Genomic DNA, 25,424 nt, shown 5'->3' with positions numbered 1-25,424 from the left:
CGCTTAAGGAAACAAACATGAAACACACGCCGTTCTTCTTCGCATTCTTTTTTACCTTCCCCTGAATGGGAGGCGTTTCGTCGTGTGAAACAGAATGCGAAGACGAACAATAAGGCCTCCCAAACCGGGGGGCCTTTTTTATTGATAACAAAAAAGGCAACACTATGACATCGGAAACCCCGTTACTGGCGCTGCGCGAGAAAATCAGCGCGCTGGATGAAAAATTATTAGCATTACTGGCAGAGCGGCGCGAACTGGCCGTCGAGGTGGGAAAAGCCAAACTGCTCTCGCATCGCCCGGTACGTGATATTGATCGTGAACGCGATTTACTGGAAAGATTAATTACGCTCGGTAAAACGCACCATCTGGACGCCCATTACATTACTCGACTGTTCCAGCTCATCATTGAAGATTCCGTATTAACTCAGCAGGCACTGCTCCAGCAGCATCTCAATAAAATTAATCCACATTCAGCTCGTATTGCTTTTCTCGGCCCTAAAGGTTCTTATTCCCATCTTGCGGCGCGCCAGTATGCTGCCCGTCACTTTGAGCAATTCATTGAAAGTGGCTGCGCCAAATTTGCCGATATTTTTAATCAGGTGGAAACCGGCCAGGCTGACTATGCCGTCGTACCGATTGAAAATACCAGCTCCGGGGCGATAAACGACGTTTACGATCTGCTGCAACATACTAGCTTGTCGATTGTTGGCGAGATGACGTTAACTATCGACCATTGTTTGTTGGTCTCCGGCACTACTGATTTATCCACCATCAATACGGTCTACAGCCATCCGCAGCCATTCCAGCAGTGCAGCAAATTCCTTAATCGTTATCCGCACTGGAAGATTGAATATACCGAAAGTACGTCTGCGGCAATGGAAAAGGTTGCACAGGCAAAATCGCCGCATGTTGCTGCGTTGGGAAGCGAAGCTGGCGGCACTTTGTACGGTTTGCAGGTACTGGAGCGGATTGAAGCGAATCAGCGACAAAACTTCACCCGATTTGTGGTGTTGGCACGTAAAGCTATTAACGTTTCTGATCAAGTTCCGGCGAAAACGACGCTGTTAATGGCGACCGGGCAACAAGCCGGTGCGCTGGTTGAAGCGTTGCTGGTACTGCGCAACCACAATCTGATTATGACCCGTCTGGAATCACGCCCGATTCACGGTAATCCATGGGAAGAGATGTTTTATCTGGATATTCAGGCCAATCTTGAATCAGCGGAAATGCAAAAAGCATTGAAAGAGTTAGGGGAAATCACCCGTTCGATGAAGGTATTGGGCTGTTACCCAAGTGAGAACGTAGTGCCTGTTGATCCGGCGTGATGAAATCGTGCCGGGTGATGTCTCCCCCGGCACCAGATGACTACTGGCGACTGTCGTTTGCCTGACGCAATAACACGCGGCTTTCACTCTGGAAGCGTTGCGCATAATCGCCAAACCAGTTTTCCACCTTGCGGAAACTGTCGATAAACGCCTGCTTGTCCCCTTTCTCCAGCAGCTCAATCGCCTCGCCAAAACGCTTATAGTAACGTTTGATTAACGCCAGATTACGTTCTGACGACATAATGATGTCGGCATAAAGCTGCGGGTCCTGAGCAAACAGTCGCCCGACCATCGCCAGCTCAAGGCGATAAATCGGCGAAGAGAGCGCCAGAAGTTGCTCAAGCTGAACATTTTCCTCAGCCAGATGCAGACCATAAGCAAAAGTGGCAAAGTGGCGCAGTGCCTGAATAAACGCCATATTCTGATCGTGCTCGACGGCGCTAATCCGATGCAGCCGCGCGCCCCAGACCTGAATTTGCTCCAGGAACCATTGATATGCTTCCGGCTGGCGTCCATCGCACCAGACCACCACCTGCTTCGCCAGACTGCCGCTGTCCGGGCCGAACATCGGGTGAAGCCCCAGCACCGGGCCATCATGCGCCGCCAGCATGGCCTGTAACGGTCCATTTTTCACCGATGCCAGATCGACCAGAATACAGTCTTGCGGTAAACGTGGTAATTTGGCGATGACCTGTTCGGTCACATGAATAGGCACACTGACAATCACCATTCCGGCATCGGCAACAATATCAGCCGCTCGTTCCCAGTCATGTTGCTCCAGAATCCGCACTTGATAACCCGAGAGGGTCAGCATCTTCTCGAACAATCGCCCCATCTGACCGCCACCGCCAACGATAACCACCGGACGCAACGTAGGACAAAGCGTTTTAAATCCTTTGTCGTTCTCACTGGAGTAGGATTCACGCATAACCCGCCGCAGGATATCTTCAATCAGATCCGGCGGCACACCGAGAGCTTCCGCCTCCGCACGACGCGAGGCCAGCATCGATGCTTCACGCTCCGGGACATAAATGGGCAACCCGAAGCGACTTTTCACCTCGCCCACTTCAGCAACCAGTTCCAGACGTTTCGCTAATAAATTCAGCAGCTCTTTATCGACTTCATCAATTTGATCGCGTAACGCGGTCAACTCAGCAACCATAATAAACCTCTTAAGCCACGCGCGCCGTCAGCTGCCCATTCAGATCCTGATGAATCTCACGCAGCAAGGCATCGGTCATTTCCCAGCTAATGCAGGCATCGGTTACGGAGACACCGTATTTCATTTCGCTGCGCGGTTGCTCGGAAGACTGATTGCCCTCGTGGATGTTACTTTCGATCATCAGACCAATAATTGAACGATTGCCATCTTTAATCTGGGCAACCACGGACTCTGCCACCGCAGGCTGACGGCGATAATCTTTATTGGAATTACCGTGACTGCAATCTACCATCAGAGACGGACGCAGTCCCGCCTGTTCCATCTCTTTTTCACATTGCGCGACATCTGCAGGGCTGTAGTTCGGCGCTTTACCTCCACGCAGGATCACATGTCCGTCCGGATTCCCCTGAGTTTGTAGCAATGCAACCTGCCCTGCCTGGTTAATACCAACAAAACGGTGTGGCTGGGCGGCAGCGCGCATGGCGTTAATTGCTGTTGCCAGACTGCCGTCGGTGCCGTTTTTAAAACCAACCGGCATAGACAGCCCGGATGCCATTTCACGGTGCGTTTGCGATTCCGTGGTACGAGCACCAATTGCCGACCAGCTAAACAGATCGCCCAGGTATTGCGGGCTATTTGGATCTAACGCTTCTGTCGCCAGCGGCAGCCCCATGCTCACCAGTTCAAGCAGCAATTTACGCGCGATTTGCAGGCCGGCTTCTACGTCAAAAGAGCCATCCATATGAGGATCGTTAATTAACCCTTTCCAGCCGACAGTCGTACGGGGTTTTTCAAAATAGACGCGCATCACCAGATAGAGGCTATCGCTGACCTCTGCGGCAAGAGCTTTAAATCGACGAGCATATTCCAGAGCGGTTTCAGGGTCATGAATGGAGCAAGGCCCACAAACTACCAACAGACGAGGATCGCGCCCGGCGATAATATCTGAAATAGTTTTACGCGAATCAGCAATCTGGGCTTCTTGTTGCTGGCTTAATGGAAAAGCTGCCTTCAACTGTTCCGGGGTCATCAGAACCTGTTCGTCGGTAATGTGTACGTTATTCAGCGCGTCTTTTTGCATGATGGTGATCCTGTTTATGCTCGTTTGCGATAGTTGATCCTCAACGAGGATGACGTAACGATAACACAACAAGTAAAGATTTCAATCCATATTTCGTAAATATTACTTTACACATGCAATTTTAATAAGCTACAAGCCTCCAAATTCGTATAAATAAATTTACACCATCATTAAAAACAATCCGCTATGCTTTGAAAAAGGAGAGAAAATGATGAAAAAATTTATCGGTCCCTTGTTGGCTTTAGTGGTTTGTGGTTGCCAGATTGATCCTTATACTCACGCGCCAAACTTAACCAGCACCGACTGGTATGATGTTGGTATGGAAGATGCAATATCAGGTATTGCCATAAAAGATCGCGATACATTTAGCGATTCACAGGCTGATCGGGAGGTATACCTTAAAGGATATGCCGAAGGACAAAAGAAAACCTGCCAAACCGACTTTACTTATGCCCGAGGGCTTTCCGGTAAAAGTTTCCCTGCCAGCTGCAACAATGTTGAAAATGCCAACCAACTACATGAAGCATGGCAAAAAGGGGCAGAGGAAAATGCCAGCACGATGCGATTGAATTAACTGGAGCGCCATCAACAAATTAATCATAAGATTTAACTCATTCAAACTTTAATTCTCATCGTGATGACGCCCGCATAAAAGAATGATATTTTAATGAGTATTCTGAAAAAATTATCGATGCATTTCGAGCGACGGTGGTGAGGATCCCTGAATGCGTTTTTCTCACCGGCTGTTTTTACTGCTGATTTCCCTCCTGCCGAGCGCACCATTACTTGCTCAGGAAACCACTGACGCTGCGAAAAATGTGCGCCTGATGGTTTCCGGTATTGTCAGCTACACTCGCTGGCCAGCGTTATCTGGCCCGCCAAAGCTATGTATTTTTTCATCTTCACGTTTTAGTACCGCCCTGCAAGATAATGGCGCGACTTCTTTACCTTATCTGCCCGTCATCATTCACAGCAAACAAGAAGCACTGATTTCAGACTGCAATGGTTTTTATTTTGGCAACGAATCACCGATATTCCAGATGGAATTAATCAAACAATATCCGTCTAAGGCGTTATTATTAATTGCCGAACAAAATGCAGAGTGCATTATTGGCAGCGCCTTTTGTCTGATCATCAACAATAATGATGTCAGATTTGCCGTAAACCTGGATGCCTTATCGCGTAGTGGTGTAAAGGTCAACCCGGATGTCTTAATGCTCGCTCGGAAGAAAAAAGATGGATAACGATAATTCTCTTAATAAGCGACCAACGTTTAAAAGAGCATTACGCAACATCAGCATGACCAGCATCTTTATCACCATGACGCTGATCTGGCTGCTGCTTTCCGTGACGTCGGTACTGACCCTGAAACAATACGCGCAAAAAAACCTGGCGCTCACCGCAGCAACCATGACTTATAGTCTGGAAGCAGCGGTCGTTTTTGCCGATGGTCCGGCAGCGACAGAAACCCTGGCCGCGCTGGGGCAGCAAGGTCAATTTTCAACCGCTGAAGTACGTGATAATCAGCAAAATATCATTGCATCCTGGCACTACACAGCCAGAGAACCGGGAGATAGATTCAGTAATTTCATTAGCCACTGGCTCTTTCCCGCACCGGTAATTCAGCCCATTCGCCACAATGGAAAAATCATCGGCGAAGTCCATTTAACCGCTCGCGACAGTTCAATCAGCCATTTCATCTGGTTTTCACTCGCTGTGCTTACCGGTTGTATTCTGCTGGCATCAGGCATTGCAATCACCCTCACCCGCCATTTGCATAACGGACTGGTGGAGGCGCTAAAAAACATTACTGATGTAGTTCATGATGTGCGATCCAACCGCAATTTTTCCCGACGAGTTTCGGAAGAGCGTATCGAAGAATTTCACCGCTTTGCTCTCGACTTCAATAGTCTGCTGGATGAAATGGAAGAGTGGCAGCTTCGTTTACAGGCAAAAAATGCGCAACTCTTACGTACTGCCCTGCATGATCCGTTAACCGGCCTGGCTAACCGCGCAGCATTTCGCAACTGCATCAATACGTTAATGAGTGATTCTACCGTTCGGGAAACCTCAGCCTTACTTTTTCTTGATGGCGATAATTTTAAATATATCAATGACACATGGGGTCACGCGACGGGCGATCAGGTCTTGATCGAGATAGCAACACGGTTAATGGAATTTAGCGGGAAACGGCATCAAGCGTACCGTATAGGAGGCGATGAGTTCGCCATGATTCTGTATGACGTACTGTCAGAATATGAAGTACAGCGTATTTGTACTGCTCTCACACAAACCTTTCATCGCCCATTCGATCTCCATAACGGTCACCAGACCAGTATGACCTTAAGTATTGGATACGCTCTGACTCGCGAACACGCTTCTGCGGAAAAATTACAAGAGCTTGCCGATCGTAATATGTATCAGGCCAAACATCAGCGCGCCGAAAAGCTGGTGAAATAACAAGGAAATATCTACATGATAAAGCAACTGGTAGCACCTCTGGTTTTCTCCACTCTGATACTGGCTGGTTGCCAGACTCCACAAGGCAAATTCACCCCAGAGCAAGTCGCTGCTATGCAGTCTTATGGTTTTACTGAATCTGCCGGTGACTGGTCGCTTGGCTTATCCGACACTATTTTGTTTGCTAAAAATGACTACAAACTGCTTCCGGAAAGTCAGCAACAAATCCAGACCATGGCGGCAAAACTAACCTCTACCGGGCTAACACACGCCCGTATGGATGGTCACACCGATAACTATGGTGAAGATAGCTACAACGAAGCCTTATCACTGAAGCGAGCGAATGTCGTGGCCGATGCCTGGGCCGAGGGTGGGCAAATTCCGCGCAGTAATCTCACTACTCAGGGTTTAGGGAAAAAATATCCTATCGCCAGCAACAAGACAGCGCAGGGCCGGGCTGAAAACCGCCGCGTTGCGGTGGTGATTAGTGCGCCTTAAATACAATTTCAGTAGATAAAAAAAGGGCCAGCCAATTGGCCAGCCCTTCTTAACAGGATGTCGCTTAAGCGAAATCTTAGTTGAGGCGCTCTTTGATACGAGCAGCCTTACCAGTACGCTCACGCAGGTAGTACAGTTTAGCTTTACGAACAGCACCACGACGTTTGACAGAAATGCTGTCAACTACCGGAGAGTGAGTCTGGAAGACACGCTCAACGCCTTCGCCGTTGGAAATTTTACGAACAGTGAATGCAGAGTGCAGACCGCGGTTACGAATAGCGATAACCACGCCCTCGAATGCCTGCAGACGTTTTTTGGAACCTTCAACAACCCATACTTTCACTTCCACGGTATCACCCGGACGGAAGGAAGGTACGTCCTGCTTCATCTGCTCTTGTTCAAGTTGCTTAATAATGTTGCTCATAATTTAATCTCTTATCCTGGGTAAACTGATATTTCGGGGGCTTACGCCATCCCATCATGTTTATGTTGCTGTTGTGCGTGTTCCGTTTTGAACTCCGCCAGCAACCTTGCTTGCTCTTCAGTCAGAGCCAGGTTTTCCAGAAGTTCAGGTCTTCTAAGCCAGGTACGGCCCAGCGACTGTTTCAAACGCCAGCGACGTATCTCGGCATGGTTGCCCGACAGTAACACTGACGGAACTTCCATCCCTTCTAACACCTCAGGCCGCGTATAGTGCGGGCAATCCAGCAATCCTTCAGCAAAGGAATCTTCCGTTGCTGATGCTTCGTGACCCAGTACGCCCGGAATAAACCGGGAAACGGAGTCAATCAGCGTCATTGCTGGTAACTCACCACCGCTGAGAACGTAATCGCCGATTGACCATTCTTCGTCAATTTCGGTTTGAATCACGCGCTCATCTATACCTTCGTAGCGACCGCACACCAGAATCAATTTTTGATTCGTTGCCAGTTCGCTGACGCCCGCTTGATCAAGCTTGCGCCCCTGCGGTGACAGATAGATCACCTTAGCGCCTTCACCCGCCGCGCTTTTTGCTGCATGAATGGCGTCCCGTAAAGGTTGCACCATCATTAACATCCCCGGTCCGCCGCCGTAAGGACGATCGTCCACGGTACGGTGCCGGTCATGCGTGAAGTCACGTGGACTCCAGCTCTGGATGCTCAGCAGGCCATTTTTCACTGCCCGGCCAGTTACCCCGTAATCGGTAATTGCGCGGAACATTTCAGGAAACAGGCTAATTATGCCAATCCACATAGCGCCGTCTTTTACCGTTTATCCGGTGGTTTAAAAACCAGGATCCCAATCTACTTCGATTGAACGAGTAGTGAGATCGACTTTCTTGATAACCTGCCCATCGAGGAACGGTACGAGACGTTCCTTGATACCAAACGCATCTTTCAGGTTTGCCTTAATGACGAGAACGTCATTAGATCCGGTTTCCATCATGTCGACGACTTTACCGAGATCGTAGCCTTCAGTGGTCACTACCTGGCAGCCCATCAGGTCTTTCCAGTAGTAGTCACCCTCTTCAAGCTGAGGCAGCTGCGATGAATCCACGACAATTTCACAATTCGTCAGCAGGTTCGCCGCATCACGATCGTCAACACCTTTCAGCTTGATGATCATGTCCTGATTGTGGTGCTTCCAGCTTTCCAGCTGGACTTGCTGCCACTGACCCGCCTTCTGGATAAACCAGGGCTGATAGTCAAAAATGCTTTCGGCGTCTTCGGTGGAAGAAAACACTCTGAGCCACCCACGAATACCGTAAGACGAACCCATTTTTCCCAAAACGATGGGATCAACAGGTGCTTGCGCGGTGAGTTGTTTGCTCATCATGACCACCGTGACAGATTAAGCTGCTTTGTTTACTTCTTTGATCAGCGCAGCAACGCGATCAGAAATAGTTGCGCCCTGGCCAACCCAGTGAGCGATGCGATCCAGATCCAGGCGAGTGCCTTCTTCTTTTTCGCTAGCGATTGGGTTGAAGAAACCAACGCGCTCGATGAAGCGACCGTTGCGTGCATTACGGCTGTCAGCGACAACAACCTGGTAGAACGGACGCTTTTTAGCGCCGTGACGTGCTAAACGAATAGTTACCATAACATCCTCTTGTGTGAATAAAACAACCGGACCCCATCGAGGAACGGAGTCCGGTGTCATATTAAAAGCCCGAAAATTTTACTGATTTCTGGAGAAAATGCAATCAGCAGTTAATAACTCTGTCGCATAAGGTCATTTAGCGACCAGGAAATCCCGGCGGCATCATACCCTTCATGCTTCTCATCATCTTCGCCATTCCGCCCTTCTTCATTTTCTTCATCATGCGCTGCATGTCGTCGAACTGCTTCAGAAGACGGTTAACGTCCTGCACCTGCATACCGCAACCGGCAGCAATACGGCGTTTACGCGAACCTTTGATGATTTCTGGCTTAGCGCGCTCTTTCATCGTCATCGAGTTGATGATGGCTTCCATACGCACCAGCACTTTATCGTCCATCTGCGACTTGACGTTATCCGGGATCTGCCCCATACCCGGCAGTTTGCCCATCAGGCTGGCCATGCCACCCATATTTTTCATCTGGCGCAACTGCTCAAGGAAATCGTTGAGATCGAAGCCGTCGCCTTTTTTCAGCTTGCTGGCTAATTTCTCAGCCTGCGCGCGGTCAACTTTGCTTTCGATATCTTCGATCAGCGAAAGAACATCGCCCATGCCGAGAATACGCGACGCGATGCGATCCGGGTGGAACGGCTCCAGCGCCTCTGTTTTCTCGCCAACACCGAGGAACTTGATAGGCTTGCCAGTAATATGGCGAATAGAAAGCGCCGCACCGCCACGCGCATCGCCGTCCACTTTGGTCAACACTACGCCGGTAAGCGGTAACGCTTCATTGAATGCTTTCGCCGTATTGGCGGCATCCTGACCGGTCATGGCGTCAACCACAAACAGGGTTTCAACCGGGTTAATCGACGCATGGACCTGTTTGATCTCATCCATCATCGCTTCGTCAACGTGCAGACGACCGGCGGTATCCACCAGCAGCACGTCGTAGAATTTCAGTTTGGCTTCTTTCAGCGCAGCATTAACAATATCAACCGGCTTCTGACCAACATCTGAAGGGAAGAAATCGACGCCTACCTGTTCGGCCAGCGTCTCAAGCTGTTTGATTGCCGCCGGGCGATAAACGTCGGCAGAAACCACCAGCACTTTCTTCTTGTGCTTCTCGCGCAGGAACTTACCGAGTTTACCCACGCTGGTTGTTTTACCGGCACCTTGCAGACCCGCCATCAGCACCACCGCAGGCGGTTGCGCCGCCAGGTTCAGGGTCTGGTTCTCTTCGCCCATCGCCGCAACCAACTCGTTACGGACGATTTTGACGAATTCCTGCCCCGGCGTCAGGCTTTTATTAACTTCATGACCAACCGCTTTCTCTTTTACGCGATTGATAAACTCACGCACTACCGGCAGAGCGACGTCCGCCTCCAACAGCGCCATGCGCACTTCGCGCAGCGTATCTTTAACGTTGTCTTCAGTAAGGCGTCCACGGCCACTGATATTGCGCAGCGTGCGCGACAAACGATCGGTTAAATTATCAAACATTGTCTCTCGCCTGGGGTGGAAACGGTTGGCCGCAATCGCGACACATCATCTGTATTTTGCCGCAGTATAACATGAAGGCGTCTTTGTTGTTATGCAACGGTTGGAGCAGCGTTCACCTGACGCTATACTGCTTTTCTTTCTCATTGCTCAAACTGTCGACATCACTATGCCCGTTTTTGCTCTGCTCGCGCTCGTCGCCTACTCCGTCAGTCTTGCGCTGATTGTTCCCGGTCTGCTGCAAAAAAACGGCGGCTGGCGGCGAATGGCTATTATTTCTGCGGTCATCGCGCTGGTCTGCCACGCTATCGCTCTTGAAGCCCGCATTTTGCCAGGCGGCGATAGCGGACAAAACCTTAGCCTGTTGAATGTCGGTTCGCTGGTCAGCCTGATGATTTGTACGGTAATGACCATCGTGGCCTCACGTAACCGTGGCTGGCTGCTGTTGCCGATTGTTTATGCCTTTGCGCTCATCAATCTGGCGCTGGCAACCTTCATGCCCAATGAATACATCACTCATCTGGAAGCGACACCAGGAATGCTGGTACACATTGGCTTATCGCTCTTTTCCTATGCCACGCTGATTATTGCCGCCCTGTACGCGCTGCAACTGGCATGGATTGATTACCAACTGAAGAACAAGAAGCTGGCATTCAACCAGGAAATGCCGCCGCTGATGAGTATTGAGCGTAAAATGTTCCACATCACACAAATTGGCGTGGTGCTGTTAACGCTCACTCTTTGTACTGGCCTGTTCTACATGCACAACTTATTTAGCATGGAAAATATCGACAAGGCCGTGCTCTCTATTGTGGCGTGGTTTGTCTATATTGTGCTGCTGTGGGGACATTATCATGAAGGATGGCGTGGACGCCGCGTCGTCTGGTTTAACGTCGCGGGTGCGGTCATTCTGACACTGGCCTACTTCGGCAGCCGAATTGTCCAGCAGTTAATCAGCTAAACCAGAAAAGGAGTTTCCCCTGGAACATATCTCTACTACCACGTTGATCATAATTCTGATCATCATGGTGGTCATTTCAGCCTATTTTTCCGGCTCCGAAACCGGAATGATGACACTCAACCGCTATCGCCTGCGGCACATGGCGAAGCAGGGTAATCGTTCGGCTAAACGGGTCGAAAAATTACTGCGCAAACCAGACCGCCTGATAAGCCTGGTGTTAATCGGCAATAACCTGGTCAATATTCTTGCCTCCGCGCTCGGCACTATTGTTGGGATGCGTTTGTACGGGGATGCGGGCGTGGCAATTGCGACTGGTGTGCTGACTTTTGTAGTACTGGTTTTTGCCGAAGTATTGCCGAAAACTATCGCCGCACTGTACCCGGAAAAAGTCGCCTATCCGAGTAGTTTTCTGTTAGCACCGCTGCAAATTTTGATGATGCCGCTGGTCTGGTTACTGAACGCTATCACCCGCATGTTAATGCGCATGATGGGCATCAAAACGGATATCGTGGTCAGCGGCTCTTTAAGCAAAGAAGAGTTGCGCACCATTGTGCACGAATCACGGTCACAAATTTCCCGTCGCAATCAGGATATGCTGCTGTCGGTACTCGATCTGGAAAAAATGACCGTCGATGACATCATGGTGCCGCGCAGTGAAATTATCGGCATCGATATAAACGATGACTGGAAATCGATTCTCCGTCAGCTCTCCCACTCTCCTCACGGGCGCATAGTGCTGTACCGCGACTCGCTGGACGACGCCATCAGCATGTTGCGTGTGCGTGAAGCCTGGCGGCTCATGTCGGAGAAAAAAGAGTTCACCAAAGAAACCATGCTACGCGCTGCGGACGAAATCTATTTTGTGCCGGAAGGTACGCCGCTCAGTACACAATTAGTTAAATTTCAACGCAATAAAAAGAAAGTCGGCCTGGTGGTCAACGAATACGGCGATATTCAGGGACTGGTGACGGTTGAAGATATTCTGGAAGAGATTGTCGGTGATTTCACCACGTCGATGTCGCCAACGCTTGCTGAAGAAGTGACGCCGCAAAACGACGGTTCGGTGATTATTGATGGCACAGCCAACGTGCGAGAAATCAACAAAGCCTTTAACTGGCATCTGCCAGAAGATGATGCTCGCACGGTTAATGGCGTCATTCTGGAAGCACTGGAAGAGATTCCTGTTGCAGGCACTCGCGTGCGTATTGGCGAGTACGATATCGATATTCTCGACGTACAGGACAATATGATTAAGCAGGTAAAAGTTTTTCCTGTGAAACCGCTGCGCGAGAGTGTGGCGGAGTAACGAAAACGGCCCAGCATTCACATGCCGGGCCGTAATTTATTACGAAAACAGTAATTAAGCTTTTGCTTTCGCTACAGTAACCATCGCCGCGCGAATCGTACGACCGTTCAGCGTATAACCTTTCTGCATAATGCCCAGTACGTTACCCGGCGCAACGTCGTCAGATTCCACCATTGCGATAGCCTGATGCACGTTCGGATCCAGCGGTACATTCGTTTCGGCAATCACATCAACGCCAAACTTACGTACTACATCCAGCATCGACTTCAGCGTCAGCTCAATACCTTCAACCATCGCAGACATATCCGGGTTAGCTTTATCAGCCACTTCCAGCGCGCGATCCAGACTATCAATCACCGGCAGCAATTCGTTGATGAATTTTTCCAGCGCGAATTTATGCGCTTTTTCGATATCCAGTTCAGTACGACGACGCAGGTTTTCCATTTCCGCTTTTACGCGCAAAATGCCATCACGTTCACGGGTCTGGGCCTCAGCCAACTGAGCTTCGAGATTCGCAATTTTTTCATCGCGCGGATCCACCTGCTCAGCAGAAGCGTCTGGCTCAACTGCCTCAATCTCTTCGTGCTGATCCATGATAATTTCTTCCGGGGCTTGCCCCTCAGGCGTTTTCTGTTCTTTACTACTCATGAATTTCTCCGCGTTTTTTTCGCATTCATCTCGCTAACTTCGCTTATTATGGGGATCAGTTTCAGGGTTTCAAGGGAAGCACTCACATTGTCATCAATCTTCGCAACAAGGACCTCGGGAAAATGAATAATCATTTCAAGTGTATTGGCATTGTGGGACACCCACGGCACCCTACTGCATTGACAACACATGAAATGCTCTACCGCTGGCTGTGCACAAAAGGTTACAAGGTCATCGTCGAGCAGCAAATCGCTCACGAACTACAACTGAAGAATGTGAAAACTGGCACGCTCGCGGAGATTGGGCAACTGGCTGATCTCGCGGTAGTCGTTGGCGGCGACGGTAATATGCTGGGCGCAGCGCGCACACTCGCGCGCTACGACATTAAAGTCATCGGCATCAACCGTGGTAACCTGGGTTTCCTGACCGACCTTGACCCTGATAACGCCCAACAACAGTTAGCCGATGTGCTGGAAGGTCATTACATCAGCGAGAAACGTTTTTTGCTGGAAGCGCAGGTCTGCCAGCAAGATTGCCAGAAACGCATCAGCACCGCGATTAATGAAGTGGTACTACATCCTGGCAAAGTGGCGCATATGATTGAGTTCGAAGTGTACATCGACGAGATCTTTGCGTTTTCTCAGCGTTCCGATGGACTGATTATTTCGACGCCTACAGGCTCTACCGCCTATTCTCTGTCGGCGGGTGGCCCGATTCTGACACCCTCTCTGGATGCGATTACCCTGGTGCCCATGTTCCCGCATACGCTGTCAGCGCGACCACTGGTCATAAACAGCAGCAGCACGATCCGCCTGCGTTTTTCGCATCGCCGTAACGACTTGGAAATCAGTTGCGACAGTCAAATAGCACTGCCGATTCAGGAAGGTGAAGATGTCCTGATTCGGCGCTGTGATTACCATCTGAATCTGATTCATCCGAAAGATTACAGCTATTTCAACACATTAAGTACCAAGCTCGGCTGGTCAAAAAAATTATTCTAATTTTACGCCAGCCTCTTTACTGTATATAAAACCAGTTTATACTGTACACAATAACAGTAATGGTTTTTCATACAGGAAAACGACTATGTTGGCACAACTGACCATCAGCAACTTTGCTATCGTTCGTGAGCTTGAGATTGATTTTCACAGCGGCATGACCGTAATAACCGGCGAGACCGGCGCGGGTAAATCTATTGCGATAGATGCTCTCGGTCTGTGTCTCGGTGGTCGTGCTGAAGCCGACATGGTGCGTACCGGCGCAGCCCGCGCTGATTTGTGCGCCCGTTTTTCACTGAAAGATACGCCCGCAGCACTGCGCTGGCTGGAAGAAAACCAACTGGAAGATGGCCACGAATGCCTGCTTCGTCGCGTTATCAGTAGCGATGGCCGCTCTCGTGGTTTTATCAACGGTACGGCTGTTCCGCTGTCTCAGCTACGCGAACTGGGTCAGTTGCTGATTCAGATCCATGGTCAACACGCTCATCAGTTACTCACCAAACCTGAGCATCAGAAATTCCTGCTTGATGGCTACGCCAATGAAACGTCTCTGCTCCAGAAAATGACCGCACGTTATCAGTTGTGGCATCAAAGCTGCCGTGACCTCGCGCATCATCAACAACTAAGTCAGGAACGCGCCGCCCGTGCTGAACTACTGCAATACCAATTAAAAGAACTGAACGAATTTAATCCGCAGCCCGGCGAGTTTGAACAAATCGACGAAGAGTACAAACGTCTGGCTAACAGCGGTCAATTGCTTACGACCAGCCAGAATGCACTGGCATTAATGGCCGACGGTGAAGATGCGAACCTACAAAGTCAGCTTTACACTGCAAAACAACTGGTCAGCGAATTGATTGGTATGGACAGCAAACTGTCCAGCGTACTTGATATGCTGGAAGAGGCCACTATTCAGATTGCCGAAGCCAGTGACGAATTACGCCACTACTGCGATCGTCTGGATCTCGACCCTAACCGCTTGTTTGAACTTGAACAGCGTATCTCAAAGCAGATTTCGCTGGCACGTAAACACCACGTCAGCCCGGAGGCATTGCCGCAATATTATCAGTCACTGCTGGAAGAACAGCAGCAACTTGACGATCAGGCTGACTCGCAAGAAACACTCGCATTGGCGGTAACGAAACATCATCAGCAGGCGCTGGAAACGGCGCGCGCATTACACCTGCAACGCCAGCACTATGCAACTGAGCTGGCACAGCTGATCACCGACAGTATGCAGGCGCTCTCCATGCCGCATGGACAGTTTACGATTGATGTTAAATTTGATGAACATCACCTGGGCGCTGACGGCGCTGATCGTATTGAGTTTCGGGTAACCACCAACCCAGGTCAGCCGATGCAGCCCATTGCCAAAGTCGCCTCCGGTGGTGAATTGTCCCGTATTGCACTGGCAATTCAGGTCATCACCGCGCGTAAAATGGAAACCCCGGCGCTTATTTTCGATGAAGTGGATGTGGGGATTAGCGGTCCGACAGCGGCAGTTGTCGGCAAACTGCTACGTCAGCTTGGTGAATCAACCCAGGTGATGTGTGTTACCCACCTGCCACAAGTTGCAGGATGCGGTCATCAACACTATTTTGTCAGCAAAGAAACCGATGGTGCTATGACCGAAACGCATATGCAATCCCTGGATAAAAAGGCGCGGTTACAAGAGCTGGCGCGCCTGCTTGGCGGCAGTGAAGTCACACGCAACACGCTGGCAAACGCGAAAGAACTGCTGGCGGCGTAAACTTTTTTACCGCTTCACGGTCAGAATAGACAGCAAAACGCCGTAAGACCGGAAAGCAAAAGGTTTTAAAGTGATGAAAGGTCTATTATCATCGGCATATTACAGATGAGCCACGTACTGCTCGGGCCCGAAAAGGAATCAAATCATTATGCGCTGTAAAACGCTGACTGCTGCCGCAGCAGTACTATTGATGTTGACCGCAGGCTGTTCCACTCTGGAGCGAGTGGTTTACCGTCCTGACATCAACCAGGGGAACTATCTAACTGCTAACGACGTGTCCAAAATACGCGTTGGCATGACGCAACAACAAGTTGCGTACGCATTGGGTACACCGCTGATGTCCGATCCATTTGGTACAAATACCTGGTTCTATGTCTTCCGCCAGCAGCCAGGCCATGAAGGTGTAACGCAGCAAACTCTGACGCTGACCTTTAACAGCAGCGGTGTGTTGACCAATATTGATAACAAACCTGCGCTGAGTGGCAACGAATAAAACTTGCTGTTTATAGCGATTAAAAAAGGTGCTCAGTGAGCACCTTTTTTCTGCCTGCTATTTATTCGCCGATTTTTCTGCGCGCTGTCTACGAAGCTCTTTCGGATCGGCAATCAGTGGTCGATAAATCTCTACACGATCGCCATCGCGCACGATATCGCTCAGTTTTGCCGGACGACTGTAAATGCCAACTTTATTTTTAGTTAAATCGATATCTGTACGTAATTCCAGCAAACCACTGGCGCGAATTGCCTCTTCAACCGTCGCGCCCTCCTGCAATGTTACACGCTGCAAATACTGCTTCTCTGGTAACGCGTAAGCTACCTCTACAGCAATTTTACCTGGCACTATAAACCTCTTTTGCTCGCACGGTGAAAGCCTGCACCATATTAGCCGCCAGCTCTTTAAACACGCGCCCGAAGGCAAGTTCAATCAACTTATTAGTAAACTCAAAGTCGAGATGAAACTCGATACGGCACGCTTCCGGACTCAACGGTGTAAACTTCCAGCCGCCGATCAATTTCTTGAACGGCCCATCAACCAGATTCATCAGAATACTTTGGTTACTGGTCAACTGGTTGCGGGTAGTAAACGTTTTGCTGATCCCAGCCTTAGAGACATCTACCGCAGCGGTCATCTGTCCAGGAGTGGACTCCAGAATCCGACTTCCAGTACAACCTGGCAAAAACAGAGGATAAGACTGAACGTCATTCACTAACTGATACATTTGCTCCGCGCTGTAGGGAACGAGTGCGGTCCGGCTAATTTGAGGCATAACAAATTCCATCAACAAAAATCCAACAAATAATATCATTTATCCTGCTGTAAAAAAAACGCTATCCCGGCGCTGGGTAACATCGTGTTCATGCTAAGATAGAGCCTTGTCCCCCGCAGGATTGATATGGGGTATTTTCGATTTCAGATTACCGATGATTCACGACGCTTATGACGAAGAAAAAAGCACATAAACCTGGTTCAGCGACCATCGCGCTTAACAAGCGCGCCCGTCACGAATACTTTATTGAAGAAGAGTTCGAAGCGGGACTTGCCCTGCAAGGCTGGGAAGTTAAATCCCTGCGCGCAGGAAAAGCCAATATCAGCGACAGCTATGTCCTTCTGCGCGACGGTGAAGCGTTCCTGTTTGGCGCAAATATCACGCCGATGGCAGTGGCTTCCACACATGTGGTGTGCGATCCTACTCGTACCCGCAAGTTACTTCTCAACCAGCGCGAACTGGACTCATTATATGGTCGCGTCAATCGTGAAGGCTATACCGTAGTGGCGCTCTCTCTGTACTGGAAAAATGCCTGGTGCAAAGTGAAAATCGGCGTCGCGAAAGGTAAGAAACAGCACGATAAACGTTCCGACATCAAAGAACGTGAATGGCAGGTTGATAAAGCGCGTATCATGAAAAACGCTCACCGTTAAACCTGCATCACATATTCTGACCAGATCCTCACCGCGCCTCCCCTCTCCGGTGGCGCGAATGCACATCTTATCGGCTATCATATTTGATACAGATGTCGTCATCCCTTTGCTTAATCGAATAAAAATCATGCCAGGCGGGCGCTAAATCCTGAACGATAACGCCATTGGGGCTGGTCATGACGCTCACAAATCTGGTATACTCGCTGTTACACATTGGGGCTGATTCTGGATTCGACGGGATTTGCGAAACCCAAGGTGCATGCCGAGGGGCGGTTGGCCTCGTAAAAAGCCGCAAAAAATAGTCGCAAACGACGAAAACTACGCTTTAGCAGCTTAATAACCTGCTTAGAGCCCTCTCTCCCTAGCCTCCGCTCTTAGGACGGGGATCAAGAGAGGTCAAACCCAAAAGAGATCGCGTGGAAGCCCTGCCTGGGGTTGAAGCGTTAAAACTTAATCAGGCTAGTTTGTTAGTGGCGTGTCCGTCCGCAGCTGGCAAGCGAATGTAAAGACAGACTAAGCATGTAGTGCCGAGGATGTAGGAATTTCGGACGCGGGTTCAACTCCCGCCAGCTCCACCAAATAAAACAAGGGGTTACGTGAAAGCGTAGCCCCTTTTTCTTTGGTTGTAGCGGCAAAATGACGACGGATTTAACGACCCCGTATTACTCTTCTGTTTTACAATCACAGTCTTCCTTCTCCTTTTTCAATAGAGAGAAAACCATCGCCAATGTAACAAATATCTGGCTGTATTCTCTGTGCCCCGTAGTGAATTGCATTAATACATTCCTGACTTAAATCCGAATTTTTTAGCCCATTGAAGGTACTCACCAAACAAAATGTTAACTATTTGTTGTTTTCGATCACAATAAGAAAACAATATGTCACTTTTGTGCGCATTTTTCAGAAATGTAGATATTTTTAGATTATGGCTACGAAATGAGCATCGCCATGTCACCCTACATCTCATAAGAGGATCGCTTCTGATGAATGCACTGACCGCCGTACACACAAACGCTGTCGATTCAGGCCAGGACTATAGCGGATTCACTCTCATCCCGTCGGCGCAATCCCCGCGTCTGCTGGAACTCACCTTCACCGAACAGACGACCAAACAGTTCCTCGAACAGGTTGCCGAATGGCCCGTGCAGGCGCTGGAGTACAAATCTTTCCTGCGTTTCCGTGTGGGCAAAATTCTTGACGACTTGTGTGCAAACCAGTTGCAACCATTGCTGTTGAAGACGCTGCTAAACCGCGCTGAAGGTGCGTTGTTGATCAATGCGGTGGGTGTCGATGATGTGAAGCAAGCGGACGAGATGGTGAAGCTGGCAACGGCGGTGGCGCATCTGATTGGTCGTTCCAATTTCGATGCCATGAGCGGTCAGTATTACGCGCGTTTTGTGGTGAAAAATGTCGATAACTCAGACAGCTATCTGCGTCAGCCACACCGTGTGATGGAGCTGCACAACGACGGCACCTACGTCGAAGAGATCACCGACTACGTGCTGATGATGAAAATCGACGAGCAGAACATGCAGGGCGGAAATTCGCTGCTGCTGCATCTCGATGACTGGGAACATCTGGACCACTTTTTCCGCCATCCGCTGGCGCGCCATTCGATGCGCTTTGCCGCGCCGCCAAGTAAAAACGTCAGCAAAGATGTCTTCCATCCAGTGTTCGACGTCGATCAGCAGGGTCGCCCGGTGATGCGCTATATCGACCAGTTCGTCCAGCCAAAAGACTTCGAAGAAGGCGTGTGGCTGAGCGAGCTTTCCGATGCCATTGAAACCAGCAAAGGCATTCTGTCTGTGCCGGTTCCCGTTGGCAAATTCCTGTTGATTAACAATCTGTTCTGGCTGCACGGTCGCGACCGCTTTACCGCACATCCGGACCTGCGTCGTGAACTGATGCGCCAGCGCGGCTATTTCGCTTACGCCACTAACCACTACCAGACGCATCAGTAAGCGCAAAGGAATTGAGCGGATGTATGATTTTGTGATTATTGGCGGCGGCATCATCGGCATGTCGACCGCCATGCAACTGATTGATGTCTATCCGGACGCTCGCATTGCGTTGCTGGAAAAAGAGTCCGGCCCGGCCTGTCACCAGACGGGCCACAACAGCGGCGTGATCCATGCCGGGGTCTATTACACGCCCGGCAGCCTGAAGGCGCAGTTTTGTCTGGCGGGGAACCGCGCCACCAAAGCCTTTTGCGATCAACACGGCATTCGCTATGACAACTGCGGCAAGATGCTGGTCGCCACGTCCGATCTCGAAATGGAACGGATGCGCGCCTTATGGGAACGCACAGCGGCGAACGGTATCGAGCGCGAATGGCTAAACGCCGACGAACTGCGCGAGCGCGAACCGAATATCACCGGGCTCGGCGGCATTTTTGTGCCGTCCAGCGGTATTGTCAGCTACCGCGAAGTGACGGCGGCGATGGCAAAAATCTTCCAGGCCAGAGGCGGTGAGATTATTTATAACGCCGAAGTCAGCGGCCTCAGTGAGCATAAAAATGGCGCGGTTGTCCGCACCCGTCAGGGCGGCGAATATGAAGCGTCGACGCTGATTAGCTGTTCTGGCCTGATGGCTGACCGGCTGGTGAAAATGCTCGGCCTTGAACCCGGCTTTATCATCTGCCCGTTCCGTGGCGAGTATTTCCGCCTTGCGCCGGAGCATAACCAGATTGTTAATCACCTGATTTACCCCATTCCCGACCCGGCAATGCCATTTTTAGGCGTTCATCTCACCCGGATGATCGACGGCAGCGTCACCGTTGGGCCAAACGCGGTGCTGGCTTTCAAACGCGAAGGCTATCGCAAGCGTGACTTCTCATTTAGCGACACGCTGGAGATTTTGGGCTCCCCGGGGATTCGCCGGGTGCTGCAAAACCATCTACGCTCAGGACTGGGCGAGATGAAAAACTCGCTGTGCAAAAGCGGCTATCTGCGGCTGGTGCAAAAGTATTGTCCCCGGCTTTCGTTAAGCGATCTCCAGCCCTGGCCCGCCGGTGTGCGGGCGCAGGCGGTATCGCCGGACGGCAAGCTGATTGACGATTTTCTGTTTGTCACCACCCCGCGCACGATCCACACCTGCAATGCGCCCTCCCCGGCAGCGACATCAGCAATTCCTATTGGTGCGCATATTGTCAGCAAGGTACAAACGCTGTTGGCAAGCCAGAGTAACCCCGGACGCACGCTGCGAGCGGCACGTAGTGTGGATGCCTTACACGCCGCATTTAATCAATAACCTTTGAAAACAGGACGTAACGATGAAACTTAACGACAGTAACTTATTCCGCCAGCAGGCGTTGATTAACGGGGAATGGCTGGACGCCAACAATGGCGAGGTCATAAACGTCACCAATCCGGCGAACGGCGACAAGCTGGGTAGCGTGCCGAAAATGGGCGCAGATGAAACCCGCGCCGCTATCGACGCCGCCAACCGCGCCCTGCCCGCCTGGCGTGCGCTCACCGCCAAAGAACGCGCCACCATTCTGCGTAACTGGTTCAATTTGATGATGGAGCATCAGGACGATTTAGCGCGTCTGATGACCCTCGAACAGGGCAAACCACTGGCTGAAGCGAAAGGCGAAATCAGCTACGCCGCCTCCTTTATTGAGTGGTTTGCCGAAGAAGGCAAACGCATTTATGGCGACACCATTCCCGGTCATCAGGCCGATAAGCGCCTGATTGTGATCAAGCAGCCGATTGGCGTTACCGCCGCCATCACGCCGTGGAACTTCCCGGCGGCGATGATTACCCGTAAAGCCGGTCCGGCGCTGGCGGCAGGCTGCACCATGGTGCTGAAGCCCGCCAGTCAGACACCGTTCTCTGCGCTGGCGCTGGCGGAACTGGCGATTCGCGCGGGCATTCCGGCTGGCGTGTTTAACGTGGTCACCGGTTCGGCAGGCGCGGTCGGTAATGAACTGACCAGCAACCCGCTGGTACGCAAACTGTCGTTTACCGGTTCGACCGAGATTGGCCGCCAGTTAATGGAACAGTGCGCGAAAGACATCAAAAAAGTGTCGCTGGAGCTGGGCGGCAACGCGCCGTTTATCGTCTTTGACGATGCCGATCTCGATAAAGCCGTGGAAGGCGCGCTGGCCTCGAAATTCCGCAACGCCGGGCAAACCTGCGTTTGCGCCAACCGTTTATACGTGCAGGACGGCGTGTATGACCGCTTTGCCGAAAAATTGCAGCAGGCGGTGAGCAAACTGCACATCGGCGACGGGCTGGATAAAGGCGTCACCATCGGGCCGCTGATCGATGAAAAAGCGGTAGCAAAAGTGGAAGAGCATATTGCCGATGCGCTGGAGAAAGGCGCACGCGTGGTTTGCGGTGGTAAAGCGCACGAACGCGGCGGCAACTTCTTCCAGCCGACCATTCTGGTGGACGTTCCGACCAACGCCAAAGTGTCGAAAGAAGAGACGTTCGGCCCCCTCGCCCCGCTGTTCCGCTTTAAAGATGAAGCCGACGTGATTGCGCAGGCCAACGACACCGAATTTGGCCTTGCCGCCTATTTCTACGCCCGTGATTTAAGCCGCGTCTTCCGCGTGGGCGAGGCGCTGGAATACGGCATCGTCGGCATCAATACCGGCATTATTTCCAATGAAGTCGCCCCGTTCGGCGGTATCAAAGCCTCGGGTCTGGGTCGTGAAGGTTCGAAGTATGGCATCGAAGATTACTTAGAAATCAAATATATGTGCATCGGTCTTTAACTGGAGAACGCGAATGAGCAGCAATAAAGAGTTAATGCAGCGCCGCAGTCAGGCAGTTCCTCGTGGCGTTGGGCAAATTCACCCGATTTTCGCTGACCGCGCGGAAAACTGCCGAGTGTGGGACGTTGAAGGCCGTGAGTATCTTGATTTCGCGGGCGGGATTGCAGTGCTCAACACCGGACACCTGCATCCGAAAGTGGTTGCGGCGGTAGAAACGCAACTGAAAAAACTGTCACACACCTGCTTCCAGGTGCTGGCTTACGAGCCGTATCTGGAGCTGTGCGAAATAATGAATCAGAAGGTGCCGGGCGATTTCGCCAAAAAAACGCTGCTGGTAACGACCGGTTCCGAAGCGGTGGAGAACGCGGTGAAAATCGCCCGCGCCGCCACCAAACGCAGCGGCACCATCGCCTTTAGCGGCGCTTACCACGGGCGCACGCACTACACGCTGGCGTTGACTGGCAAGGTGAATCCGTACTCTGCGGGGATGGGACTGATGCCGGGGCATGTTTATCGCGCGCTTTACCCTTGCCCGCTGCATGGCATCAGTGAAGATGACGCTATCGCCAGTATTCACCGGATCTTCAAAAATGACGCTGCGCCGGAAGATATCGCCGCCATCGTGATTGAACCCGTTCAGGGCGAAGGCGGTTTCTACGCCGCGACGCCAGCCTTTATGCAGCGTTTACGCGCACTGTGTGACGAGCACGGAATCATGCTGATTGCCGATGAAGTGCAGAGCGGCGCGGGGCGTACCGGTACGCTGTTTGCAATGGAACAGATGGGCGTTGCGCCGGATCTCACCACCTTTGCGAAATCGATCGCGGGCGGCTTCCCGCTGGCGGGCGTCACCGGGCGCGCTGAAGTGATGGACGCTGTCGCACCGGGCGGCCTGGGCGGCACCTATGCGGGTAACCCGATTGCCTGCGTGGCGGCACTGGAAGTGTTGAAGGTGTTCGAGCAGGAAAATCTGCTGCAAAAAGCCAACGACCTGGGCCAGAAGCTGAAAGACGGGTTATTGGCGATCGCCGAAAAACACCCGGAGATCGGCGACGTACGCGGGCTGGGGGCGATGATCGCCATCGAGCTGTTTGAAGATGGCGATCACAGTAAACCCAACGCCAGACTCACCGCCGAGATCGTGGCGCGCGCCCGCGACAAAGGCCTGATTCTTCTCTCCTGCGGCCCGTATTACAACGTGCTGCGCATCCTTGTGCCGCTCACCATTGAAGATGCTCAGATTCGTCAGGGTCTGGAGATCATCGGCCAGTGTTTTGATGAGGCGAAGCAATAGCCATGTCCGTTCGTAAGAGTTAACCGTTGCTAAGGGAATGATAACGATGCAGTAAAAAATAATAACGATGAGGCGAACGACAAAGTTAAAAGCGTCTGCGGACTGTCCCCTTGCCCCTTTGGGGAGAGGGTTAGGGTGAGGGGTAAACACGCGGCTAAACCCTCACCCCGGCCCTCTCCCTGAGGGAGTGGGAGAAAACCATCCCGCTTTCGCTTTTGAGAATTTGTTGACCGCCTCAATTAAACGCGTGACCCGACGCGGGAAATGTCGGGGCGCTCTCCCAAGTGACACACTTTCGAGAGGATTCAGGATGGGGCAATCATCGCAACCACATGAGTTAGGCGGCGGGCTGAAATCACGCCACGTCACCATGTTGTCTATTGCCGGTGTTATCGGCGCAAGTCTGTTTGTCGGTTCGAGCGTCGCTATCGCCGAAGCGGGCCCGGCAGTTTTACTGGCCTATCTGTTCGCCGGATTACTGGTGGTTATGATTATGCGGATGCTGGCGGAAATGGCGGTCGCCACGCCCGACACCGGTTCGTTTTCCACCTATGCCGACAAAGCCATTGGCCGCTGGGCGGGCTATACCATCGGCTGGCTGTACTGGTGGTTTTGGGTACTGGTTATCCCCCTGGAAGCCAACATCGCCGCCATGATCCTGCACTCGTGGGTTCCCGGCATTCCCATCTGGTTATTTTCTCTGGTCATCACCCTCGCCTTAACCGGCAGTAATTTATTAAGCGTTAAAAACTACGGTGAATTTGAATTCTGGCTGGCGATATGCAAAGTGATTGCCATTCTGGCGTTTATTTTCCTTGGAGCTGTAGCAATTAGCGGTTTTTACCCTTATGCCGAAGTGAGCGGTATTTCAAGATTGTGGGATAGCGGCGGCTTTATGCCGAACGGCTTTGGCGCGGTATTAAGCGCGATGCTGATCACCATGTTTTCTTTTATGGGTGCAGAGATTGTCACCATCGCGGCAGCCGAATCCGACACGCCGGATAAGCATATTGTCCGCGCCACCAACTCGGTTATCTGGCGTATCTCCATTTTCTATTTGTGTTCTATTTTTGTCGTCGTGGCACTCATACCGTGGAATATGCCAGGACTGAAAACCGTGGGTTCCTACCGTTCCGTGCTGGAGCTGCTGAATATTCCACATGCAAAATTCATTATGGACTGCGTTATTTTGCTGTCGGTGACCAGTTGTCTGAACTCGGCTCTGTATACCGCCTCAAGGATGCTCTACTCCTTAAGCCGTCGCGGGGATGCGCCAGCGGTAATGGGCAAAATCAACCGTAGCAAAACCCCGTATGTGGCAGTATTACTCTCGACCGGCGCGGCGTTTTTAACGGTGGTAGTGAACTATTACGCGCCCGCCAAAGTGTTTAAATTCCTGATCGACAGCTCCGGCGCTATTGCCCTGCTGGTTTATTTAGTCATCGCCGTTTCGCAATTGCGGATGCGTAAAATCCTGCTGACGGAAGGCAGCGAAATTCGCCTGCGCATGTGGCTTTATCCGTGGCTCACCTGGCTGGTGATTGGCTTTATTACCTTTGTACTGGTGGTGATGTTATTCCGCCCGGCGCAGCAACTCGAGGTAATTTCCACCGGCTTATTAGCGATAGGGATTATCTGTACCGTGCCAATTATGGCACGCTGGAAAAAGCTGATATTGTGGCAAAAAACACCCGTTCATAATACGCGCTGATAATGTTCAGGAGTC

At 51.2% G+C, this 25,424-nt stretch carries 27 protein-coding genes, 1 other RNA gene and 1 other annotated feature; of the genes, 18 read left to right on the top strand and 10 right to left on the bottom strand.

Annotated features, from left to right (window positions below):
* The first annotated feature begins 16 nt into the window (after positions 1–16).
* Positions 17–142 (top strand) — a sequence feature (Phe leader region).
* Both pheL and pheA read left to right on the top strand, forming a co-directional pair.
* Positions 18–65, top strand: coding sequence for a pheA operon leader peptide PheL (gene pheL, locus HEM79_RS19805; RefSeq protein WP_001386991.1), 48 nt, complete (start codon positions 18–20; stop codon positions 63–65). (Overlaps the previous feature by 48 nt.)
* A 22-nt stretch (positions 143–164) precedes the next feature.
* Positions 165–1,325 carry a bifunctional chorismate mutase/prephenate dehydratase gene (gene pheA, locus HEM79_RS19800; protein ID WP_176241872.1) on the top strand — a complete coding sequence of 387 codons (1,161 nt, stop codon included), beginning with the start codon at positions 165–167 and terminating at the stop codon, positions 1,323–1,325.
* 40 nt (positions 1,326–1,365) lie between these two features.
* Here the strand turns inward: pheA and tyrA are convergent, their stop codons facing one another.
* Positions 1,366–2,487 (bottom strand): bifunctional chorismate mutase/prephenate dehydrogenase, encoded by a 1,122-nt coding sequence (tyrA, locus tag HEM79_RS19795; RefSeq protein WP_000225242.1) that lies wholly within the window; start codon positions 2,485–2,487, stop codon positions 1,366–1,368.
* 10 nt (positions 2,488–2,497) lie between these two features.
* Positions 2,498–3,568 (bottom strand): 3-deoxy-7-phosphoheptulonate synthase AroF, encoded by a 1,071-nt coding sequence (aroF, locus tag HEM79_RS19790; protein ID WP_001168056.1) that lies wholly within the window; start codon positions 3,566–3,568, stop codon positions 2,498–2,500.
* Between the two features lie 208 nt (positions 3,569–3,776).
* On the opposite strand from aroF, the gene HEM79_RS19785 reads away from it, so the two are divergent.
* The 4 genes from HEM79_RS19785 to HEM79_RS19770 all read left to right on the top strand — a co-directional run bounded on the left by HEM79_RS19785 (position 3,777) and on the right by HEM79_RS19770 (position 6,526).
* Positions 3,777–4,142: a DUF2799 domain-containing protein gene (locus HEM79_RS19785; protein WP_176241873.1), complete on the top strand. Its 366-nt coding sequence runs from the start codon at positions 3,777–3,779 to the stop codon at positions 4,140–4,142.
* Between the two features lie 151 nt (positions 4,143–4,293).
* On the top strand, positions 4,294–4,812 hold the full coding sequence (locus HEM79_RS19780; RefSeq protein ID WP_176241874.1) for a YfiR family protein: 519 nt from the start codon (positions 4,294–4,296) through the stop codon (positions 4,810–4,812).
* Positions 4,805–6,028 carry a diguanylate cyclase DgcN gene (dgcN, locus tag HEM79_RS19775; RefSeq protein WP_176241875.1) on the top strand — a complete coding sequence of 408 codons (1,224 nt, stop codon included), beginning with the start codon at positions 4,805–4,807 and terminating at the stop codon, positions 6,026–6,028. Before HEM79_RS19780 ends, dgcN begins: the two co-directional genes overlap by 8 nt.
* Positions 6,029–6,043: 15 nt before the next feature.
* Positions 6,044–6,526, top strand: a complete 483-nt coding sequence (locus HEM79_RS19770; RefSeq protein WP_000595359.1) for an OmpA family protein — start codon at positions 6,044–6,046, stop codon at positions 6,524–6,526.
* Positions 6,527–6,602: 76 nt separating this feature from the next.
* Here the strand turns inward: HEM79_RS19770 and rplS are convergent, their stop codons facing one another.
* The 5 genes from rplS to ffh form a co-directional block, all read right to left on the bottom strand.
* Entirely contained in the window at positions 6,603–6,950 is a 348-nt protein-coding gene (gene rplS / locus HEM79_RS19765; protein WP_000065253.1) for a 50S ribosomal protein L19, read from the bottom strand.
* A gap of 41 nt (positions 6,951–6,991) precedes the next feature.
* Complete coding sequence (gene trmD, locus HEM79_RS19760) at positions 6,992–7,759, bottom strand: tRNA (guanosine(37)-N1)-methyltransferase TrmD (RefSeq protein ID WP_000264785.1); 768 nt, start codon at positions 7,757–7,759, stop codon at positions 6,992–6,994.
* 30 nt (positions 7,760–7,789) lie between these two features.
* On the bottom strand, positions 7,790–8,338 hold the full coding sequence (gene rimM / locus HEM79_RS19755) for a ribosome maturation factor RimM (protein WP_000043335.1): 549 nt from the start codon (positions 8,336–8,338) through the stop codon (positions 7,790–7,792).
* A gap of 18 nt (positions 8,339–8,356) precedes the next feature.
* Positions 8,357–8,605, bottom strand: coding sequence for a 30S ribosomal protein S16 (gene rpsP / locus HEM79_RS19750; protein WP_000256450.1), 249 nt, complete (start codon positions 8,603–8,605; stop codon positions 8,357–8,359).
* A 136-nt stretch (positions 8,606–8,741) separates the two neighbouring features.
* Entirely contained in the window at positions 8,742–10,103 is a 1,362-nt protein-coding gene (ffh, locus tag HEM79_RS19745) for a signal recognition particle protein (RefSeq protein WP_000460035.1), read from the bottom strand.
* Between the two features lie 166 nt (positions 10,104–10,269).
* Here ffh and HEM79_RS19740 point away from each other — a divergent pair, with 166 nt between their 5' ends.
* Both HEM79_RS19740 and HEM79_RS19735 read left to right on the top strand, forming a co-directional pair.
* Positions 10,270–11,061 carry a cytochrome C assembly family protein gene (locus HEM79_RS19740; RefSeq protein ID WP_024165125.1) on the top strand — a complete coding sequence of 264 codons (792 nt, stop codon included), beginning with the start codon at positions 10,270–10,272 and terminating at the stop codon, positions 11,059–11,061.
* 19 nt (positions 11,062–11,080) lie between these two features.
* Positions 11,081–12,367 carry an HlyC/CorC family transporter gene (locus tag HEM79_RS19735; RefSeq protein ID WP_010723175.1) on the top strand — a complete coding sequence of 429 codons (1,287 nt, stop codon included), beginning with the start codon at positions 11,081–11,083 and terminating at the stop codon, positions 12,365–12,367.
* A gap of 54 nt (positions 12,368–12,421) precedes the next feature.
* Here HEM79_RS19735 and grpE read toward each other — a convergent pair whose 3' ends face one another.
* Entirely contained in the window at positions 12,422–13,015 is a 594-nt protein-coding gene (gene grpE, locus HEM79_RS19730) for a nucleotide exchange factor GrpE (protein WP_010351929.1), read from the bottom strand.
* Between the two features lie 122 nt (positions 13,016–13,137).
* On the opposite strand from grpE, the gene nadK reads away from it, so the two are divergent.
* From nadK to bamE, 3 genes are all read left to right on the top strand, one after another.
* The gene (gene nadK / locus HEM79_RS19725) at positions 13,138–14,016 is read left to right on the top strand and encodes an NAD(+) kinase (RefSeq protein ID WP_176241876.1); all 879 of its coding nucleotides are present in this window, start codon (positions 13,138–13,140) and stop codon (positions 14,014–14,016) included.
* A gap of 85 nt (positions 14,017–14,101) precedes the next feature.
* Entirely contained in the window at positions 14,102–15,763 is a 1,662-nt protein-coding gene (recN, locus tag HEM79_RS19720) for a DNA repair protein RecN (RefSeq protein ID WP_176241877.1), read from the top strand.
* Positions 15,764–15,911: 148 nt separating this feature from the next.
* A complete protein-coding gene (gene bamE, locus HEM79_RS19715; RefSeq protein ID WP_001203438.1) occupies positions 15,912–16,256 on the top strand; it encodes an outer membrane protein assembly factor BamE in 345 nt (114 codons plus the stop codon).
* A 57-nt stretch (positions 16,257–16,313) separates the two neighbouring features.
* Here bamE and HEM79_RS19710 read toward each other — a convergent pair whose 3' ends face one another.
* On the bottom strand, positions 16,314–16,604 hold the full coding sequence (locus HEM79_RS19710; RefSeq protein ID WP_001117835.1) for an RnfH family protein: 291 nt from the start codon (positions 16,602–16,604) through the stop codon (positions 16,314–16,316).
* On the bottom strand, positions 16,594–17,031 hold the full coding sequence (gene ratA, locus HEM79_RS19705; protein WP_203218640.1) for a type II toxin-antitoxin system RatA family toxin: 438 nt from the start codon (positions 17,029–17,031) through the stop codon (positions 16,594–16,596). Before ratA ends, HEM79_RS19710 begins: the two co-directional genes overlap by 11 nt.
* 170 nt (positions 17,032–17,201) lie before the next feature.
* Here ratA and smpB point away from each other — a divergent pair, with 170 nt between their 5' ends.
* From smpB to gabP, 7 genes are all read left to right on the top strand, one after another.
* Positions 17,202–17,684: an SsrA-binding protein SmpB gene (gene smpB / locus HEM79_RS19700; RefSeq protein WP_000162574.1), complete on the top strand. Its 483-nt coding sequence runs from the start codon at positions 17,202–17,204 to the stop codon at positions 17,682–17,684.
* 215 nt (positions 17,685–17,899) lie between these two features.
* Positions 17,900–18,262, top strand: a transfer-messenger RNA (tmRNA) gene (gene ssrA / locus HEM79_RS19695).
* Between the two features lie 405 nt (positions 18,263–18,667).
* Positions 18,668–19,645 carry a glutarate dioxygenase GlaH gene (glaH, locus tag HEM79_RS19690; protein WP_176241879.1) on the top strand — a complete coding sequence of 326 codons (978 nt, stop codon included), beginning with the start codon at positions 18,668–18,670 and terminating at the stop codon, positions 19,643–19,645.
* A gap of 19 nt (positions 19,646–19,664) precedes the next feature.
* Positions 19,665–20,933 (top strand): L-2-hydroxyglutarate oxidase, encoded by a 1,269-nt coding sequence (gene lhgO, locus HEM79_RS19685; protein ID WP_021551257.1) that lies wholly within the window; start codon positions 19,665–19,667, stop codon positions 20,931–20,933.
* Between the two features lie 22 nt (positions 20,934–20,955).
* A complete protein-coding gene (gene gabD, locus HEM79_RS19680; RefSeq protein ID WP_176241880.1) occupies positions 20,956–22,404 on the top strand; it encodes an NADP-dependent succinate-semialdehyde dehydrogenase in 1,449 nt (482 codons plus the stop codon).
* A 13-nt stretch (positions 22,405–22,417) separates the two neighbouring features.
* On the top strand, positions 22,418–23,698 hold the full coding sequence (gene gabT, locus HEM79_RS19675; RefSeq protein ID WP_176241881.1) for a 4-aminobutyrate--2-oxoglutarate transaminase: 1,281 nt from the start codon (positions 22,418–22,420) through the stop codon (positions 23,696–23,698).
* A 310-nt stretch (positions 23,699–24,008) separates the two neighbouring features.
* Positions 24,009–25,409 (top strand): GABA permease, encoded by a 1,401-nt coding sequence (gene gabP / locus HEM79_RS19670; RefSeq protein WP_176241882.1) that lies wholly within the window; start codon positions 24,009–24,011, stop codon positions 25,407–25,409.
* The last annotated feature ends 15 nt before the right edge of the window (positions 25,410–25,424 follow it).

The sequence above is a fragment of the Escherichia sp. 93.0816 genome (assembly GCF_013368855.2).
GTDB classification, from domain to species: domain Bacteria; phylum Pseudomonadota; class Gammaproteobacteria; order Enterobacterales; family Enterobacteriaceae; genus Escherichia; species Escherichia ruysiae.
The sequence above is the reverse complement of the archived record's forward strand: the minus strand, read 5'-3'. Positions and strand labels throughout refer to the sequence as shown.

Bases quoted from the DNA above. Each gene is read 5' to 3' on its own strand.
- pheA (WP_176241872.1), top strand. From the start codon at position 165: ATGACATCGGAAACCCCGTTACTGGCGCTGCGCGAGAAAATCAGCGCG.
- tyrA (WP_000225242.1), bottom strand. From the start codon at position 2,487: ATGGTTGCTGAGTTGACCGCGTTACGCGATCAAATTGATGAAGTCGAT.
- aroF (WP_001168056.1), bottom strand. From the start codon at position 3,568: ATGCAAAAAGACGCGCTGAATAACGTACACATTACCGACGAACAGGTT.
- HEM79_RS19785 (WP_176241873.1), top strand. From the start codon at position 3,777: ATGATGAAAAAATTTATCGGTCCCTTGTTGGCTTTAGTGGTTTGTGGT.
- HEM79_RS19780 (WP_176241874.1), top strand. From the start codon at position 4,294: ATGCGTTTTTCTCACCGGCTGTTTTTACTGCTGATTTCCCTCCTGCCG.
- dgcN (WP_176241875.1), top strand. From the start codon at position 4,805: ATGGATAACGATAATTCTCTTAATAAGCGACCAACGTTTAAAAGAGCA.
- HEM79_RS19770 (WP_000595359.1), top strand. From the start codon at position 6,044: ATGATAAAGCAACTGGTAGCACCTCTGGTTTTCTCCACTCTGATACTG.
- rplS (WP_000065253.1), bottom strand. From the start codon at position 6,950: ATGAGCAACATTATTAAGCAACTTGAACAAGAGCAGATGAAGCAGGAC.
- trmD (WP_000264785.1), bottom strand. From the start codon at position 7,759: ATGTGGATTGGCATAATTAGCCTGTTTCCTGAAATGTTCCGCGCAATT.
- rimM (WP_000043335.1), bottom strand. From the start codon at position 8,338: ATGAGCAAACAACTCACCGCGCAAGCACCTGTTGATCCCATCGTTTTG.
- rpsP (WP_000256450.1), bottom strand. From the start codon at position 8,605: ATGGTAACTATTCGTTTAGCACGTCACGGCGCTAAAAAGCGTCCGTTC.
- ffh (WP_000460035.1), bottom strand. From the start codon at position 10,103: ATGTTTGATAATTTAACCGATCGTTTGTCGCGCACGCTGCGCAATATC.
- HEM79_RS19740 (WP_024165125.1), top strand. From the start codon at position 10,270: ATGCCCGTTTTTGCTCTGCTCGCGCTCGTCGCCTACTCCGTCAGTCTT.
- grpE (WP_010351929.1), bottom strand. From the start codon at position 13,015: ATGAGTAGTAAAGAACAGAAAACGCCTGAGGGGCAAGCCCCGGAAGAA.
- nadK (WP_176241876.1), top strand. From the start codon at position 13,138: ATGAATAATCATTTCAAGTGTATTGGCATTGTGGGACACCCACGGCAC.
- recN (WP_176241877.1), top strand. From the start codon at position 14,102: ATGTTGGCACAACTGACCATCAGCAACTTTGCTATCGTTCGTGAGCTT.
- bamE (WP_001203438.1), top strand. From the start codon at position 15,912: ATGCGCTGTAAAACGCTGACTGCTGCCGCAGCAGTACTATTGATGTTG.
- ratA (WP_203218640.1), bottom strand. From the start codon at position 17,031: ATGCCTCAAATTAGCCGGACCGCACTCGTTCCCTACAGCGCGGAGCAA.
- smpB (WP_000162574.1), top strand. From the start codon at position 17,202: ATGACGAAGAAAAAAGCACATAAACCTGGTTCAGCGACCATCGCGCTT.
- glaH (WP_176241879.1), top strand. From the start codon at position 18,668: ATGAATGCACTGACCGCCGTACACACAAACGCTGTCGATTCAGGCCAG.
- lhgO (WP_021551257.1), top strand. From the start codon at position 19,665: ATGTATGATTTTGTGATTATTGGCGGCGGCATCATCGGCATGTCGACC.
- gabD (WP_176241880.1), top strand. From the start codon at position 20,956: ATGAAACTTAACGACAGTAACTTATTCCGCCAGCAGGCGTTGATTAAC.
- gabT (WP_176241881.1), top strand. From the start codon at position 22,418: ATGAGCAGCAATAAAGAGTTAATGCAGCGCCGCAGTCAGGCAGTTCCT.
- gabP (WP_176241882.1), top strand. From the start codon at position 24,009: ATGGGGCAATCATCGCAACCACATGAGTTAGGCGGCGGGCTGAAATCA.